13 protein-coding genes and 1 other RNA gene are annotated in these 17,067 nt (G+C 46.6%); 4 read left to right on the forward strand and 10 right to left on the reverse strand.

Annotation, left to right across the window (positions count from 1 at the left end; all coding sequences use genetic code 11):
• Positions 1-62 precede the first annotated feature (62 nt).
• Together rnpB and VM802_RS08375 are read left to right on the forward strand one after the other, a co-directional pair.
• Positions 63-449, forward strand: an RNA gene (gene rnpB, locus VM802_RS08370) — RNase P RNA component class A.
• A gap of 69 nt (positions 450-518) precedes the next feature.
• Positions 519-929: a DUF4870 domain-containing protein gene (locus tag VM802_RS08375; protein ID WP_325529378.1), complete on the forward strand. Its 411-nt coding sequence runs from the start codon at positions 519-521 to the stop codon at positions 927-929.
• A gap of 186 nt (positions 930-1,115) precedes the next feature.
• Here VM802_RS08375 and VM802_RS08380 read toward each other — a convergent pair whose 3' ends face one another.
• The 10 genes from VM802_RS08380 to panC form a co-directional block, all read right to left on the reverse strand.
• Positions 1,116-2,810, reverse strand: a complete 1,695-nt coding sequence (locus VM802_RS08380) for a S8 family peptidase (protein WP_325529379.1) — start codon at positions 2,808-2,810, stop codon at positions 1,116-1,118.
• A gap of 807 nt (positions 2,811-3,617) precedes the next feature.
• On the reverse strand, positions 3,618-5,147 hold the full coding sequence (amaB, locus tag VM802_RS08385) for an L-piperidine-6-carboxylate dehydrogenase (RefSeq protein ID WP_325529380.1): 1,530 nt from the start codon (positions 5,145-5,147) through the stop codon (positions 3,618-3,620).
• Between the two features lie 23 nt (positions 5,148-5,170).
• Positions 5,171-6,061 (reverse strand): DUF1338 domain-containing protein, encoded by an 891-nt coding sequence (locus tag VM802_RS08390; RefSeq protein ID WP_325529381.1) that lies wholly within the window; start codon positions 6,059-6,061, stop codon positions 5,171-5,173.
• A 60-nt stretch (positions 6,062-6,121) separates the two neighbouring features.
• A complete protein-coding gene (locus VM802_RS08395) occupies positions 6,122-7,192 on the reverse strand; it encodes a saccharopine dehydrogenase family protein (protein WP_325529382.1) in 1,071 nt (356 codons plus the stop codon).
• A gap of 600 nt (positions 7,193-7,792) precedes the next feature.
• The gene (panB, locus tag VM802_RS08400; protein ID WP_325529383.1) at positions 7,793-8,608 is read right to left on the reverse strand and encodes a 3-methyl-2-oxobutanoate hydroxymethyltransferase; all 816 of its coding nucleotides are present in this window, start codon (positions 8,606-8,608) and stop codon (positions 7,793-7,795) included.
• A gap of 95 nt (positions 8,609-8,703) precedes the next feature.
• Positions 8,704-9,603 carry a Ppx/GppA phosphatase family protein gene (locus VM802_RS08405; RefSeq protein WP_325529384.1) on the reverse strand — a complete coding sequence of 300 codons (900 nt, stop codon included), beginning with the start codon at positions 9,601-9,603 and terminating at the stop codon, positions 8,704-8,706.
• A gap of 226 nt (positions 9,604-9,829) precedes the next feature.
• Positions 9,830-11,977 carry a polyphosphate kinase 1 gene (gene ppk1 / locus VM802_RS08410; RefSeq protein ID WP_325529385.1) on the reverse strand — a complete coding sequence of 716 codons (2,148 nt, stop codon included), beginning with the start codon at positions 11,975-11,977 and terminating at the stop codon, positions 9,830-9,832.
• 155 nt (positions 11,978-12,132) lie between these two features.
• Positions 12,133-13,137, reverse strand: coding sequence for a lysylphosphatidylglycerol synthase transmembrane domain-containing protein (locus VM802_RS08415; protein ID WP_325529386.1), 1,005 nt, complete (start codon positions 13,135-13,137; stop codon positions 12,133-12,135).
• Between the two features lie 43 nt (positions 13,138-13,180).
• On the reverse strand, positions 13,181-13,525 hold the full coding sequence (gene panD, locus VM802_RS08420) for an aspartate 1-decarboxylase (protein WP_325529387.1): 345 nt from the start codon (positions 13,523-13,525) through the stop codon (positions 13,181-13,183).
• Between the two features lie 375 nt (positions 13,526-13,900).
• Positions 13,901-14,764, reverse strand: coding sequence for a pantoate--beta-alanine ligase (gene panC, locus VM802_RS08425; RefSeq protein WP_325529388.1), 864 nt, complete (start codon positions 14,762-14,764; stop codon positions 13,901-13,903).
• A 110-nt stretch (positions 14,765-14,874) separates the two neighbouring features.
• On the opposite strand from panC, the gene VM802_RS08430 reads away from it, so the two are divergent.
• Positions 14,875-15,693, forward strand: a complete 819-nt coding sequence (locus VM802_RS08430; RefSeq protein ID WP_325529389.1) for a glycogen/starch synthase — start codon at positions 14,875-14,877, stop codon at positions 15,691-15,693.
• 55 nt (positions 15,694-15,748) lie between these two features.
• A partial coding sequence (locus VM802_RS08435) for a DUF4270 family protein (RefSeq protein ID WP_325529390.1) occupies positions 15,749-17,067 on the forward strand: 1,319 nt, incomplete at its 3' end.

Genomic DNA, 17,067 nt, shown 5'->3' on the forward strand with positions numbered 1-17,067 from the left:
ATATGGCTATGGCGCCACAGAGATCACTTTTAGATAATTATTTTTCCTAATTTCGCACTCCAACTACAAACCGTGCTATCGTCTTTTCGACTTGAGCGAAAGGAAGGAAAGTCCGGACAGCATAGGGCAACACACCACCTAACGGGTGGGCTTCCGCAAGGAAGACAGACAGTGCCACAGAAAATAACCGCCCCGCTTCGGTGAGGTAAGGGTGAAAATGTAGGGTAAGAGCCTACGGTACAGGCAGGCAACTGCTTATGCGGGTAAACCTTGTGTGCTGAAATGCCATGTATACGGTCGATCGAGGGCGGCTCGCCCGATGACCGAGGGTAGGCAGATACAGGTGGCGTGTGAACGTCATCGCAGATAAATGGTAGCAATCTCTTCCCCTCCCGCTCTAGGCAGGAGGGGAAGAGATACAGAATCCGGCTTACAGGTTTGTAGTTTTTTTTCCTTCCCGCTTTGTTAATACAAAATAAGCAGTTAACTTCTCCGCATATTTTAATCCCTTATATTTTATGAACCAAAAAGACGAGCGCACCTGGGGCGTTTTAGTGCACATAGCAGGCTTTTTAGGGCTGACCGTTATTCCAATGGCGGGTAACATTATCTGTGTGCTGATCCTGTGGCTGATCAAGCGAAATGAATCTCCTTTTGTCGATGATCAGGGCAAGGAATCCATCAATTTCCAAATCACCGTCAGCATCGTACTGACCATCGTGAAAGTTATCAACGGCATCAGTATCGGGTTATGGTCCCTGGCGCATTTCTGGAGCAACGGCCTTTTCGGCTGGGGCTGGGGTTGGGGCTGGAATAGCCTCTACAATATCGTATGGGTAATCAACGTGATCTTCTGCTGCATCGCGGCTGTAAAAGCCAACAACGGTGAACATTACAGGTATCCCGTAAACCTGAGATTGGTAAAATAAGACTGTGATTCTTGCTGATTCTTTTGATTGTCCTGATGAGCGGAGATTAAAAGATAAAATCATAAAAGATAACCCGATCCGGATTATGGATCGGGTTATCTTTTATGATTTTGATGCTTGATAGCTATTAAACAACAATCAATCTTCGCTCATCAGGACAATCAAAAGAATCAGCAATAATCACAGTCAGTCTTTCTTTATACCCTTCATCTTCGCTTTGTGCTGTTTCTTTTTGACGTTCTCACCTTTCAGTGTAGCAGCCAGTTTCAGTGCTTCATAAGTATTTACAATACCGCCTGTTACAGACAAATCTGCGAAGTTCATTTTAGTGTCCGGGCTACCTGGTTTGTTCACAACGGTAGTACCGTCAGGAAGGGGAGTAGCGCTTTTTTCAAGTACATACTTCAGCTGGCTCGCGCTCAGGTCAGGATAGTAGGATAATACCAGTGCAGCCACGCCGGTTACCACCGGTGCCGCCATGCTGGTACCACTGGCACTGCCGTACTTGTTGCCGCCCGGGATAGTAGAGTAAATCTGCACACCCGGTGCAAACAGGTCTACTTCCTTCTTGCCATAGTTAGAGAAACCAGCAACCTTGTCATTGCCTTTACCAGTCCCGATAGCGCCTACTGTTACGTAGTTGGTGGCACGGGTACCATCCAGGTAAGTAGGGTTAGGGTAATTGGCAACAGAGTCATTGTTGTTGCTGTCATTACCCGCCGCATGGATCAGCAGTACGCCTTTCTTCTCTGCATATCTTACCGCATCATCCACCCAGTCTTTGTGAGGAGAATAAGGTTTGCCGAAGCTCATGTTGATGATCTGTGCACCATTGTCAACCGCATAACGGATGCCCAGCGCCACGTCTTTATCTCTTTCATCGCCGTCAGGTACCACTTTGATGGCCATAATCCGCACATTGTCTGCTACGCCGTCTATACCAGCGCCGTTATTCCTCATCGCTGCAATGATGCCGCTGACGTGGGTACCGTGGAAACCAAAGTTCCCCATCACATCATTGTTGCCATACTTATTATCTTTAATGTCGTTGACGTTATCGCCAACGATCTTTGCCCTGTTTTCGTCTGGTTGTTTGTCAGTGCTTTCTGCCTTACGTTTCAACTCATTCATGTACTCGTCAAAGTCCATTTTGAATTCACTGAAAGAAGCAGGTTCGTCACCTACACTTTTCAGCAGGCGGGTCATAAAGTTGCGGGCCAGCAGCACATCCTGGTTCGTTGTCTGGATGCTGTCCAGTTGCAGAACGGTGAAGTCTTCCTTGTTGAGGTAGGTCTTCAGGATCTTCTCGCATTTCATCACGTTCTCCTGTAGCTTGGACATCGTTTTATACTGTACCTTGAACTGGCTGGAAGGTCGTTCTATCTTCTGCTGAAGCGTCTGCCAGGTGGCATATTCCTTGGAGTTCTTGTCAAGGGCAGAGTCCGGGTTGCCATAAGTACTCTTGTAACGGTAGTACTCACGGGTAGCTTCGTCAGAGTCCTCTTTCAGGCTGCTGCCATCTTTGCCTCCGAGAAAGTTCCAGCCATGTATATCGTCTACATAACCATTCTTGTCATCGTCTTTGCCATTGCCCGGAATTTCGCCCGGATTGCGCCATAAAATGGATTTCAGGTCCTCATGGGTAGTATCAATACCCGAATCGATCACTGCTACAATAACAGGACTGCCTTTCTTTCCCTTCAGCAACTCCTTGTAAGCTTTCTCGGTGACCGTTCCATAAACACTGTCCTTTTCATAGGATAACAAATGCCAGTTTTTGGGGACCGTGGACTTTACCTGGGCAACACTTCTGGTATTAAATGCAGTCAGCAAAGCAACACAACCGGCCACGACTGCAGCCTCTCGACTAAACAATTTCATGTTCAATAATTTTCCCGATATGATTTAAAATAAAATAAATTAAATATCACGATAAGGTTAAAGGTATAGAAAAAGCGGTATAACACTCAAATTTTAATGATAAGCGATCTAATTGCCATGTTAACCGGAGGCATTTCTATAAGTTTTGTTAATCTTATCAGGATATTGTTATCCGACATCGATTATTACCACTTGTCCGATACCGGCCGGACTTATTTTAAAGAAAAATCACGCCAGTTTCTTAGAATCTGGAAAAAATGCTATCATGACAAGATCCCTTCAAAAAAAATATTTTAATGACAAAATGCCCTGCCAGTAAGGGTTTCGGTGATGGTGGATACCCCCTGCAACCCGAACATAGGGGTAGTAGCACAAAAGTAGAATATGAATTTCCAAAAAAAAGTCTAATATTTATATCTGGAAGAATATTGATAGCGTCCCGCTATTAAATATTTTTCTCATAAGCATGGTTTCCGTTTAACGAAAAGCGGGGTTTTCCAGCCTCGCTACTCTTTTTAAAATCTAAGAAACCATTCCATTGTTAACGTCGATGTATGTAGAGAAAGGTAACACTATCTGAAAGGAAGTTTACCACATGTTATTTTGTCAACCGCTTTTAAAAATCTGATCAGGCGCTAATCCGGTGAGGAAATTAAAAGCTCCCCTGCCAGAGCAGGGGAGCAGCCAGATACCCCAGATTAGCCCATAGCTTGCACGTAATGTTTCAAAATACCTTTTTATAAAAAGAAAGCACCACACCTACAGTACTACTGTAGATGTGGTGCCGGTATTATGACGGCTGTCAGCTTAAATATCAAACTTGATACCCTGCGCGAGTGGCAGCTTATCAGTATAGTTGATCGTATTGGTCTGACGGCGCATATAAGCTTTCCACGCATCTGAGCCGCTTTCTCTTCCACCACCGGTCTCTTTCTCACCGCCAAAAGCTCCGCCTATCTCAGCGCCCGACGTCCCGATATTAACATTGGCAATACCACAGTCAGAACCGCTGTGCGACAGGAACTGCTCCGCTTCACGAAGGTTCAGCGTCATGATAGCGGAAGATAAGCCCTGCGGAACATCATTCTGCATCGCCACAGCCTCTGTAAGCGTCTGGTATTTCATCACATACAGGATAGGTGCAAAAGTCTCATGCTGCACAATACTGTAGGTATTCTCCACAGCGGCAATACAAGGTTTTACATAGCAGCCTGACTCAAAACCGGCGCCTTCCAGCACGCCGCCTTCCACCAGGAACGTACCGCCCTGTTGCTTTACTTGTTCAATCGTGTGGAGGTATGCTTTCACGGCATCCTGGTCAATCAGCGGACCCACATGGTTATTTTCATTCAATGGGTTACCTATGCGCAGCTGACCATAAGCTTTTACCAGCTTGGCTGTGAAGGCATCGTACACACTTTCGTGGATGATCAGCCTGCGGGTTGTAGTACAGCGCTGACCCGCAGTGCCTACTGCGCCGAATACAGCGCCAATCAATGACATATCCAGGTCTGCATGCTGCGAAATAATGATGGCGTTGTTACCGCCCAGTTCCAGCAGCGAGCGGCCCAAACGAGCCCCCACAGCAGCGCCTACGCTCTTGCCCATACGGGTGGAGCCAGTGGCGGAAACCAGTGGTACGCGATGATCACCAGCCATCCATTCACCTACTTCACGGCCTCCTGTTACCAGGCAGCAAACGCCTTCCGGTACATTATTGGCAGCAAATACAGTCTCAACTAAACGCTGACAGGCAAGCGCTGTCACCGGTGTTTTCTCTGAAGGCTTCCATACACATACGTTACCGCAAACCCATGCCAGCATAGAATTCCAGCTCCATACTGCAACAGGGAAGTTAAACGCAGAAATGATACCCGTAATGCCCAGCGGATGCCACTGCTCATACATACGGTGGCCAGGACGCTCAGAATGCATGGTTAAGCCATGCAGCTGACGGGAAAGCCCCACCGCAAAATCACAGATATCAATCATTTCCTGTACTTCACCAAAACCTTCCTGGAGGCTCTTTCCCATCTCATAGGAAACCAGGCGTCCCAGGTGTTCTTTATGCTTACGCAGCGCCTCGCCAATCTGACGCACTACTTCACCACGGCGCGGAGCAGGCCACAGACGCCATTCTTTGAAGGCTTCCTGTGCAACAGCCATCACCGCATCATAATCATTGCGGTCAGCGCTTCTCACAGTTGCAATCTTTTTACTGTCTACGGGAGAACTGGAAACGATCTCCGGTCCGCCGCCCTGCAGCCATTTTTTACCGGTGCTGACGCCGCTCTGTACCGCGTCAATGCCGAATATTTTCAGTATATCTTCTGCCATGATAAATCAGTTATTGAACGAAATTAGGAACTTTTTTTTGTTTGGGTGGTGTACGTGCTTTCAAAGATCTTATCCGCATTACCAGCCTCAAAGCCTTCACGCCTGTGCTGGCGCTGTACCTGGCCTGCCGGTAAGTCTGCGTATGCAGGCAACACTTTCCGCTCCGCAAACTCTACATAAGATCCGGCGATCTTTTCTGTATCGCCGCCCGCAAAGGTAGCTGTAATCATACCCGCAATAGTAGCGCTTTGCAGCAGGTTGCCATCCGGGCTGGTCTTTATTTTGCCGCCTGCATCATTCAGTTTGAATCCATGCTTTTCGAGGAAGTTATTAAAATCCGCTACAGTATTATATCCGGTAGGAAGGTTATGCACGCTTACCGTAAAGTGATTGAGATAATACCTGTTATAGATCACCCATGCAGCATATTCACTTTCTGCAGATAGTGCCTTGAAGTCCGCCAGGGTAGGAGTACGCCATAAACCGCTGTGCAGGAAGGTGTCCACAGCCTTGCTGTCGTTCAGGTCCAGTTTCGTTACCGGATCTGCCTTCACTTCATCCGTATAGCTGTGAATGATGTCCTGGGCTGCCTGGCTCAGGTCTCCCACACGAAGCTCACTGATGAAGATACGCGGATACTTGGGCGCCGGCGGCGCATACCACCACGCATCCAGTTTTTTGGCGGCGAAATAGTAATGGTCCATTTTCGTATAGCCGTAGTGGAGAAAAATCTTCTCCAGCGACTGTACACCCAGTTGAGGCACGCCCATTGTTCTGAAAGCGATATGATCATTCTCGATGTCATCCGCTTTGGCAATGAGGCCTTCACGGACCATGGCGGAGATCACGGCAGCTACATCTGGCACCCGCTGCTGGTAACGGCTCATCAGGCCGTCTAATACTTCTTCTAACATGGTTGAATCTTTTGTCTTTAAGCATTCAGGAGTTATCACAGGCAATGGATAAAAGCCGGATCAGTTGTAGTATTGAGCGAAAGGGTTATCGATGAGATCTTTAAAGTTCACATCTTCCTGGCGCACAAACCCACTGGCCGGTAATTTGCCGTTGGCATGCAGATCAATCACCGCGCAGGCCGCACCGGCTGTCGTCAGCTGGATAGCCGTGAAATCCCTGCCGGCAATTTCCTGGTTATAGATCTTACGGGAATAAGAACGCTGCACAGAACGGCCGTTGATAATACCGGAAACAGATACAAATACCAGCACCACATCCTGCGGCGTAAACGGAATGCTGTCTTCCATAATCTCTTTCAGCATCTCCCTTTTCTTATTCAGCTTCAGCTCTGTCAGCAATATCTTCATCAGGTTGCAGTGACCCGGATAACGCACCGTTTTGTAATCCAGGTTGTATACCTTACCATCGAGGATCTCTGCCAGCGCTGATAATCCGCCTGATGTATTGAAGGCCTCATATTCCACACCATCCAGGGCAAAGCGCTCATAGCCTTCCATCGGCATTACTTCTTTGCGCTCGCCTTCGTATATCGCATCGCAGGGATTGCAATATTCGTTGATCAGACCGTCTGTACTCCAGGTCAGGTTATACATCAGGCTGTTGGTAGGGAACTGTGGCAATGCACCCACCCTGAGACGAACAGAATCCAGCTTGTCAAACTGCTTGGCAATGTCATAAGCCGCGATGCTGATGAAACCCGGCGCCAGCCCGCACTGTGGCATAAAACTCACGTTGGCGTCTTTGGCAATGTCACGGATAGCATTGGTCGTGGCCACATCTTCTGTCAGATCAAAATAATGCGTGTTCGCTTTGGCAGCGGCAGCGGCAATCTTAACATTCAGGAAGAAAGGACAGGCGCTCAGCACCATATCCTGTGTTCCCAGTTCTCTTTGCAGCTCAGCGTCGTTGTTCACATCCAGTTTCACTTTCTGGATGTTCGTGTCGGTACATTTCTTCAACAGCGCTTCATTGCTGTCGGCCAGCGTTACAGTGTACCTGCCTGACTGTTGTAATAAAAAAGCTGCTGTTTCGCCGATCTTGCCGGCGCCGATGATCATTACACGTTTCATAATCTGAATGGAATTATAGTGATGTGGAAGCATCGCTGCTCCCGGTTTAAGTGAATAAACAACATTGCATCACCGTGGTAACATCATGGCATAACAATAGCATCTCTGTATACAGAGTACCATGTCAATAGTTATTTACCAAAATAAATAACATAAATATGCAGGAATTAAAAAATTAATGCCGGCATGCCAGTATGTAAGCACAGTGTGCCCTATTGGAAAAGGGCTATATGAAAAAAGTATGGAAGAGATGAATCATTCCTGCCACATTCATGGCACATGGGAGCAGGTGCTCCGCAGATAGGAGAGTAAGGAAAGCTGTATGTTTAACAGATGATTCATTGCGAAACGCAATATAGAGAAAATTCCGGTATTTAGAAATTAATTGTCTGAACTGTGATTTTTATGATTTGTTTGATTTTTATGATGAGCGAAGACTATAGCGAAGATAATTAAGGAAGATACGCAGGAGGCCCATAGGTTGTATTTTAAATGACCTTTCCCATTTATTTCCATATATCATCTTCGCTATAGTCTTCGCTCATCATAAAAATCAAACAAATCATAAAAATCACAGTTCAGACAATTACCCCAAAATCTTTAATACTGTTCATTCTCATTCGGGAAATCCTTTGCCTTCACATCGTGAATATAAGCCTGTGTAGCGCCATAGATCTCATTATAGAGGTCCAGGTAGCGGCGGAGGAAACGGGGCTTGAACTCCTTATTGATACCCAGCATATCGTGCATCACCAGTACCTGTCCATCCACATGTCTGCCAGCGCCAATGCCGATGATAGGAATATCGATGCTCTCAGTCACTTTCTTGGCCAGCGCCGCAGGGATCTTCTCCAGCACAATAGCAAAACAGCCCGCTTCCTGCAGCAGCTTTGCATCATTGATCAGCTTATTGGCTTCAGTTTCTTCAGTCGCCCTCACCGCATAAGTACCAAACTTATAAATGGATTGCGGCGTAAGACCAAGATGCCCCATAACAGGCACGCCCGCAGATATAATACGTTTTACAGATTCAATGATCTCTTCACCGCCTTCGATCTTGATACCGTGTGCGCCGGTTTCCTTCATGATCCTGATAGCAGAACTTAATGCCTCTTTGGAGTTCCCCTGATAGGAGCCGAAAGGCAGATCTACCACTATAAAACAACGCTTGATGGCTCTCACCACAGACGCGGCATGATAGATCATCTGATCAAGGGTAATAGGCAGCGTCGTCTCATGACCTGCCATCACATTGGAGGCGGAATCACCCACCAGCAGAATGTCTATCCCCGCATCATCAAAGATACGGGCCATGGAAAAATCATAGGCGGTAAGCATGGATATCTTTTCTCCGTCTACCTTCATCTTTTGCAGTACATGCGTCGTAACACGCTTGATCTCCTTATTTACTGACATAATAAAGTATTTAGTGTTGCGCTCCCGCAGTAGACGGGAGCGAGAAACAAAGTTTAGGATATAAAAAGAAAAAAGGAAAACTTTTTTATATGCGGTCAGAGATCCACATTGCCGGGTAAGGCTATTTCACGGTATAGCGCCTGAATAAGACCATCTGCAAGCCCTATTTTGGGCACATAGATCTCCGGGGCATCAGCCCACCGCATGACGTTGATGTAGATCAGGAGGGCCGGTACAATCACATCTGCGCGGTCTTCACGCAGGTTATAGATGTGGATGCGTTCTTCTACAGAAAAATTACTGAACTCCTTGTAATAGTCCTTGAGGGTATCCAAAGAAAGCGGTTTGCCTTCCTTTCTTTTAGAGAGCGAAAACACCTTGTTGATGTTGCCGCCGGAGCCAATGGCAAATACAGGTCCGATGCTCCTCAACTGTGATTTGAGAAACTCTTTCACCTGCTGCCACATGGCGTCTGTTACCTGGTTCTGCAGGAGGCGTATCGTACCAATATTGAAAGATTCTTTAAAGATCAGCCGGGAGCCGCTGAAAAGGGTCAGCTCTGTACTGCCGCCGCCTACGTCGATATAGAGGTAAGACTTGGTCTTATCCAGGTGTTCGGCAACATGGTTCTCGTAGATATAAGAGGCTTCTTCCTGCCCCGAGATGATCCTGATATCAATACCGGTCTGCGTTCTTACCTCCTGTAAAATCTCAGGCCCATTGGCCGCATCGCGCATGGCAGAGGTGGCGCAGGCCTTGAGATATTTCACCTCGTATACATCCAGCAGGAGCTTGTATGCTTTAATGGTATCTATGAGATGCCCGGCTCTTTTTTCAGAAATGCTGTTATGGCTGAACACGTCGAAACCCAGACGCAACGGAACCCTCACCAGGTTTACTTTGGTGAAATCCATAGTCCCCGCACTGTTGGGTGATGCTTCGGAAATAAGCAGCCTGGCAGCATTGGAACCGATGTCGATAGCAGCTAACTTCATCTAAAAGGTCTTTTGGTGGAAGCAGCAAATGTAAGAACATTTAATATTTCTCGCAAAGCCGCAAAGGGAGTAAAGAGGCAAAGATATTTTTAGTTTTTGTTAGATCAGGTTTGAAAAAGCATTGCTTTCGATACCCAAAATTAGTCTTAATCAAACTTTAAAAATTCCTTTGCATCTTTGCTCCCTTTGCGGCTTTGCGGGAAACAAAAGCTTCTTTGCAGGAAACCTACTGGTATTGCTTTTCATGCAGATATTTATAGATTTCTATCTGCGTTCTTATTTTTTTATCACCTTCCCGTTTGTACTCGTTTTTCTGTGCGTTGTCCAGTACACGGGCTTTTACATTACCGCTGAGCTGTATCTGCATAATATCAATCAACTCTTTTCGTATAGCCATATCAGTAATAGGTACCGCCGCTTCTACACGGTGATCCAGGTTACGCACCATCCAGTCGCAGGACGCGATATACACCTTTTCCTGCCCGCCATGATGGAAGATGAACACCCTGGCATGTTCCAGGTATTCGTCTACAATGCTTACCGCCGTGATATCCCGTTTCCATTTTTTATTCTCCGTATAGGCGCAACAGATACCCCTGATCACCATCTTAACATCCACACCCGCTTTGGCAGCATCGTATAATTTGGAAATCAGTATAGGGTCGGAGAGGGAGTTCATTTTGATGATGATACCGGCCTTCTTTTTATTCTTATGGTTTTTGATCTCCCGGTCAACTAACTTGAGCCAGGTGTCGCGCATATTGAGCGGGCTCACAGGCAAGGTCTTACAGCCTTCCAGGAGCTTAATGTCGTGGCGGGGATGTTCAAGGTATGCGAAGAGGCGGTTAATATCCGCTATCACCGCCCGGTTCGTGGTAAGCAGACAGTGGTCGCCATATAACCTGGCCGTTTTCTCATTGAGGTTACCGGTGCTGATAAAGCCGCATTGTATAGTTTTGGTACCGATACGTTTTTTGATGACGCAGAGCTTTGCATGCACTTTCATATCAGGTATACCCAGAAATACTTTCACGCCTTCTTCTTCCATCCTGGATTTCCAGTCGATATTGGCAGCTTCGTCGAAGCGTGCACGCAGCTCCAGTACTACCGTTACGCTCTTACCATTACGGGCGGCGTTCACGAGTGCATTCACCACCTTCGAATTACGGGCAAGCCTGTACGCAGTTATTTTGATAGAAGAAACATTTGGGTCAATAGCTGCCTCCCTGAGCAGATCTATAATTGTATCGAAAGAATGATATGGGAAATGCAGCATCACATCCTGCTGTTGTATCACATGCATCACACTGGGCGCATTCATAAACAACGGATGGGTAAAGGTCTTACGATGAGTATGCGGCGGAAAGATGGAATCCGGGAAATCCATGAAGTCCTTGAAGTTATGCACGCGTGCACCCGGAATAAGGTTATCCTTGCCAGACAAACCCTGTCTGCGCATCAGGTATTCCAGCAACAACGGATCAATGTCCTTGTCGTATACAAAGCGTACAGGCTTCCCTTTCCGGCGGTCTTTCAGCCCCTTTTCAATCTGGTGTATCAGGCTGTCTGAAATATCGTTGTCAATGTCCAGTTCTGCATCACGCGTTACTTTGATGATGTGAGAAGAGAACTTGTCATATCCGAAATAGGAGAAGATGTTAGGAAGACAGAAACGTACCAGGTCTTCCAGCAGAATAATATCATGCTCGCCTTCTTTTGCCGGCAGTATAATAAAGCGGGGCAGTACCGTGGTAGGGATTTCTATCAGCGCAAATTTCTGTCGCACGGAATTATCCTGCCTGGCCAGCACGATAGCCAGATAAATGGATTTATCACGAAGGATAGGGAAGTGCTGGATACTTTCTATCATCAGCGGAATGATGTTGGTACGCACCTGCTCATTGAAGTAGTTGAGCACAAACCGCTGCTGTTCCTTATTGAGTTGTTTTTCTGTTCTGAGGAAGATATGCTGGTTTTCCAGTTCATGCACAATATCTTTCCAGATCCGGTCAAACTCACGTTGCTGTTCAATTACTTTATCCTGGATCTTCTCCAGTATTTTATCTGCATTTTCTTCAAAATGCATCTTGGCGGATTTGCCAAAAGAGATCATACGTTTGAGGGTAGCCACCCTTACTCTGAAGAATTCATCAAGGTTGTTGGAGAATATACCGAGGAAGCGGATGCGCTCACGCAGTGGCACAGTGGTGTCAGCTGCTTCCTGTAATACCCTGGCGTTGAAAGAGAGCCAGCTGAGATCCCTGGCTATCATTTTCTTCTTTTGCGCTGGCGCCTTTTTACTGATTGTTTTTTTGGGTAGTGCTATCTCTGTCGCTGTCATAATATCAAGGTTCTCACTATTCGTCAAACGCATACATGCTGATTTACATTCAAAAAATTCACGGCTTTTAAAACACTATAATACAGCTTTAAGCCAATTAAACCTATTAAATTAAAGTTAAGGAAATAGTGAGGAGGCGCAAAAACATATCTGTTGATGCGGCAGCATAGCATGAAAATAAATGGTAGTTAAGCCTGGCGGGATTTGTTATAAATCGGCAATACTACAAGGCTCACAAAGCCAAGGAAAATAACGAGCAGCGTCTGCACCACCCAGATGATCCATCCGAAAGCAAAGCCGATGATGTAATTGATGCCGTATAGCTCCAGTGCTTTTTGAACCAGGCCCTGGTAGGCGCCGATACCACCGGGGGTAACGATCATGCCTATACTGCCAATCATGAGCACGGCGAGCGCCGCGCTGATGCCGAGGTGGCTGGTTTCTGTAAGACAGAAGAAACCGATATAAACCTGGGAAAGATAACAACCCCAGATAAGTATTGTTTGTACGATAAACCACCATTTGTTTTCCATCTTACCGATGGAAAAAATACCTTCCATAACACCTCTGGCCAATGCTTTGATGGTGATGGCTGCCTTGGAACGGGTGAAACGGCGCAGCAGCCAGATGGCAAGCAGTACAATTGCAATGACCACCACGGCAACAATGAGCAGCTGGGTAGTATTCGCATGGGAGAACCTGGCCTGCAGGGGCTGCAGGAATTTATCCTGCACCCAGGTGCCCAGCAGTTCTATCTGCGTGAGAATAGTAAGCGCAATGAGCAACAGGAGACAGAGCATATCCACCGCCCTTTCTGCGATCATCGTACCCACCAGCTTTTCAGCGGGTATCTTCTCATATTGCGCAAGGACACCGCAACGGGTCACCTCCCCGAGACGGGGAATGGCCAGGTTGGCAAAGTAGCCCACCATAACGGCAAAGAAAGTATTCAAGGTCGTAGGCTGATGTCCGAGAGGTTTCATCAGCAGCTTCCAGCGGATGGCACGGAACCAGTGACTGGCAATACCCAGAATAACGGCCGGGATTACCAGCCAGTAATTAGCCCGGTGAAATGCCGCATTGATATCGTTCCATTCCTTGGGAGAAAGGTCTTTGGTAACCAGCCATATCAACAATACTCCGATGCCAAAAAAGCAAATAAACTTGATGACGTTCTTCAGCGCTTTGGGCATATTCCAAAAGTATTTAAGGGTGGTTATATGGTGTTACCGGATTTTACAGTTTATTTCCTTCTTTAGGGAAAATGGCTATAGGCTTGTATTGTTTGGCTTCTTCAAAGTCCATGGTAGCATAGGATATTATGATAACCACATCGCCCGGGGCTACAAGGCGCGCGGCGGGGCCATTCATACAAATCACACCGGAACCGCGTTTGCCTTTGATGACATAGGTTTCCAGTCTTTCTCCGTTATTGACGTTGAGTACCTGTACTTTTTCGTATTCAATCAAACCAGCGGCGTCCATCAGGTCTTCATCAATCGTGATGCTTCCAACATATTGAAGGTTGGCTTCCGTAACAACCGCGCGGTGAATCTTACACTTTAATATTTCAATTTGCATATATATTCGTTCTGGCTTGCTGTAAAGAGCATCCGCAAAGCTATGTAAAAAAAAGTTTCCTGCAAAGCAGCGAAGACATCAAGGGAGGGATGGGCTATTGAGTTGATAGAGAATATATTTCAGATTAAAAATTACCGTGTTGTGGAACTGCATATATGGACTGCGGTAATGACCCAAAAGCGGATCAAGTCCACCTGTCCTTCGTCTCTCATAGGAAGTAAAAGCGCACTAAGGTGGGGCAACCGGTAAGCAACCAAGGGGCAAAGCCCTGTTTAAAGCGTACTTTTGATCATCACCTGCCGGAGATGCCCTTTATAAGGGTGCTCTCCGGCAGCTAAAATAGCAGACATACCCACAGGATACTTTTCACCGCGGTCAGATTCTTCCCTGCAGTACCATGTTGTCGATAAGCCGCACACCTTCGATCCAGGCAGCTACGGCAGCTACTACCGTATGATCGCCGGGAGGCTCGCTGATATGATGCAGGTGACCGTTTTCAAGAACAAGAATGTCTACATATTCCGGTTCAAATCCTTCCCGTTGGAGTTCCTCAAAAGCTTCGCGGGCGCTCTCCAGGAAATAAAGCCCGTTCCCGAATTCATGTTTCAGCTTTTCCAGGGCCTGGTATATAACGGCTGCCTTCTTACGCGCGGCGGGAGTGAGGCGTTCATTACGGCTGCTCATAGCCAGGCCGGAAGGCTCTCTTTCGGTAGGACATACTACAAGTTCCACTTTTGAGTTTATAAGTTCAAGGAGGCGGCGGACGATCAGGCATTGCTGCAGGTCTTTCTGGCCCATAAAGAGCTTGTGGGGCTGAACGATGTCCAGCAGCTTATGTACAATACGGCCTACACCCTGGAAATGGCCGGGGCGAAACTTGCCTTCCAGTATAGTCTCCAGGTCACCGAATTCGTAATGGGTGTTGCCGGCGAGACCTTCCGGGTACATTTCTTCAACAGATGGTAAAAAAAGGATATCTGTTGAGGCGTCATTTAATTTTTTTATATCCTGCTCAATGGTAATGGGATATTTTTCAAAATCTTTCGGGTCATTGAACTGGGTGGGATTGACAAAAATGCTGCAAACGACAATATCGTTTTCTTTTTTTCCAGCCTGAACAAGTGACAGGTGCCCGTCGTGAAGGGCGCCCATAGTTGGCACAAAACCAATGCTTTTGTTGCTTTTCCTGACCTGATCCAGATGCTTCTTCAAATCACTGCTACGCTTAAATAGATACATAAAACATTGCTTAAAAGGATGTTAAAACTGACAGATTGGCCAATATTCCGTAAAAAATCCGTAATTTTGCAAGCCAAATTAAAAATTACTGCATTAATAATCAGCGTTAAATGTCCACAAAGAAAAGAATTCTTTTTATTGCCCAAGAGATGTCGCCTTACCTGGAACTGAGTGATTACGCGGCAATGGTCAATAAAATGGCCATCAAGTCCAATGAGGCAGGCCTGGAAGTGAGAGTGATCATGCCGAGGTTTGGAATTATTAATGAGAGAAGGCATCGCCTGCATGAGGTTGTCAGGTTGTCGGGAATCAACATTGTGATAGATGGGGACGACTACCCGCTTATCATCAAAGTGGCCTCCCTGCCCAACGCCCGTTTGCAGGTTTACTTCCTGGATAATGAAGATTATTTCAAGCGTAAGACGGTTTTTGCCGACGAAAACGAAGAGTTTTTTGAAGACAATGCTGCGCGTGCCGTATTCTTCTGTAAAGGCGCCCTGGAAACCGTTAAGAAGTTTGGCTGGCCTCCTGACGTTATCCACTGCAGCGGATGGATGACTTCACTGATTCCTATGTATCTGAAAACTGCTTACAAGAAAGAGCCGGTTTTTGCTAACTCAAAAACGGTCTTTTCGCTGTTACCCAATAACTTCAAGGAAAAGCTGGGCGCTTCCTTCCTGAAAAAGGCTGCCATCAGCAACCAGATCAAGGAAAAAGACCTCGAGCTTTATAAAGAAGGTACCAACACTGCTCTCAACAGAGGCGCTGCTAAATACGCTGATGCGGTAGTACTGGCCGCAGACAAACTGGAGAAAAAAGTAGTGGATGAAGTGAAAGCCGAAAAAGGGAAAATCATCTTACCTTACAAAAAAGATAATGAGGATCTCGGCGATTATCTGCAACTATATCATCAATTGCTTGACAAATAATATATTTGAAGATAATACCCACTAAATCTCCGTTCATAACTCAACAACTTAACGCGTGAAGATAAAATTCAGGAACCTTAGCTTTGTAGCCGCTGCTATGGCCTTTTTATACGGATCTTCCGGATGTAATGAATCCACTATCCTGGGAACAGGACTGATTCCTCCCGGAGACCTGGTAAATGCAAAGGACACCACCATCAACGGCCTTATCACCAGCAATATCTTACAGTACGATTCAACAATTATCAACGGAGGATATAACTATTTCACCCACGTCGTAGGTTCTATCACCACAGATCCGGTTATGGGGAAATCACATGCCTTCCTGTACACGCAGGTAGGACTGCCCGCCAGCGCCTTTACCTTCGCCGGTGCCGGCCAGACACTGGACTCTGTAGTGCTTTCAATTACCTATTCCGGATTTACCGGCGATTCTACTACTCCGCAGACTTTCCGTGTATACCGCATGACGGAGCCTTCCACTTCCTTCAGAATCGATTCCAACTATGCATACAACAAGGCTTTACAGTACAACCCGGGTGAACTGCTCGGTACACTGAGCATAACGCCTTTGAGTGCTCGCGACTCCGTAAGCATTTACGGAACCAAGGAAGCGCCGCAACTGCGCGTAAAACTCAGCGCCGCCTTCGGAAACGATCTGCTGCAGCAGAAGTCGGACGGAGCATTTAAAAACGATTCATCATTCCGCGCATACCTGAAAGGGTTTGCCATCGTGCCTGATACTACAATGGGTACAAACAGGAACATGATGTATGTAGACCTGAGCAAGGGTACTTCCAAACTCACCGTGTTCTACAAAAACTCAACAGACGATTCCCTGCGCGCTACCTTCGCGTTCAATACGCTGACCAGCGGGCATGCTAACTATTTCGTGCATAATTACAACGGCTCTGAAGCTGGCAAATACATCAACACCGGCAACCCGAAAGGAGACAGTGTGATATTTGTGCAGTCAAGACCGGGTCTCAGGACCAAGATAACCATTCCGGGGTTGCAAAATTTCCCTAATGCTGTCATTAACAAGGCTGAATTAGTATTCACGCAGATTACTGTTGGTAATTCCGATATGAATAATATCTTTGCGGAGCCTGCAAGACTTACATTAGAGCAATATACTGATGGAGATGCCACCAAAGACCCCATAGATCTTACCTCCGGCGGTACTGCTTATTTCGGCGGAAGCAAACAGGTCATCACCAACTTTGGAGGTGTACAGGTAGTACAATATACCTTCAATCTCGGAAGATGGATGCAGCTGCTGCTTAAACAACAGGAAACCAACAACGGTTTCAGATTGACTACTCCCAGGTCTACTTTCATAGATGTTGACCGCGTAAAACTGGGAGGAGGCAA

Origin of the sequence: Chitinophaga sp. (assembly GCF_035538455.1) — a bacterium.
In the GTDB taxonomy this organism is placed as follows: Bacteria; Bacteroidota; Bacteroidia; order Chitinophagales; family Chitinophagaceae; genus Chitinophaga.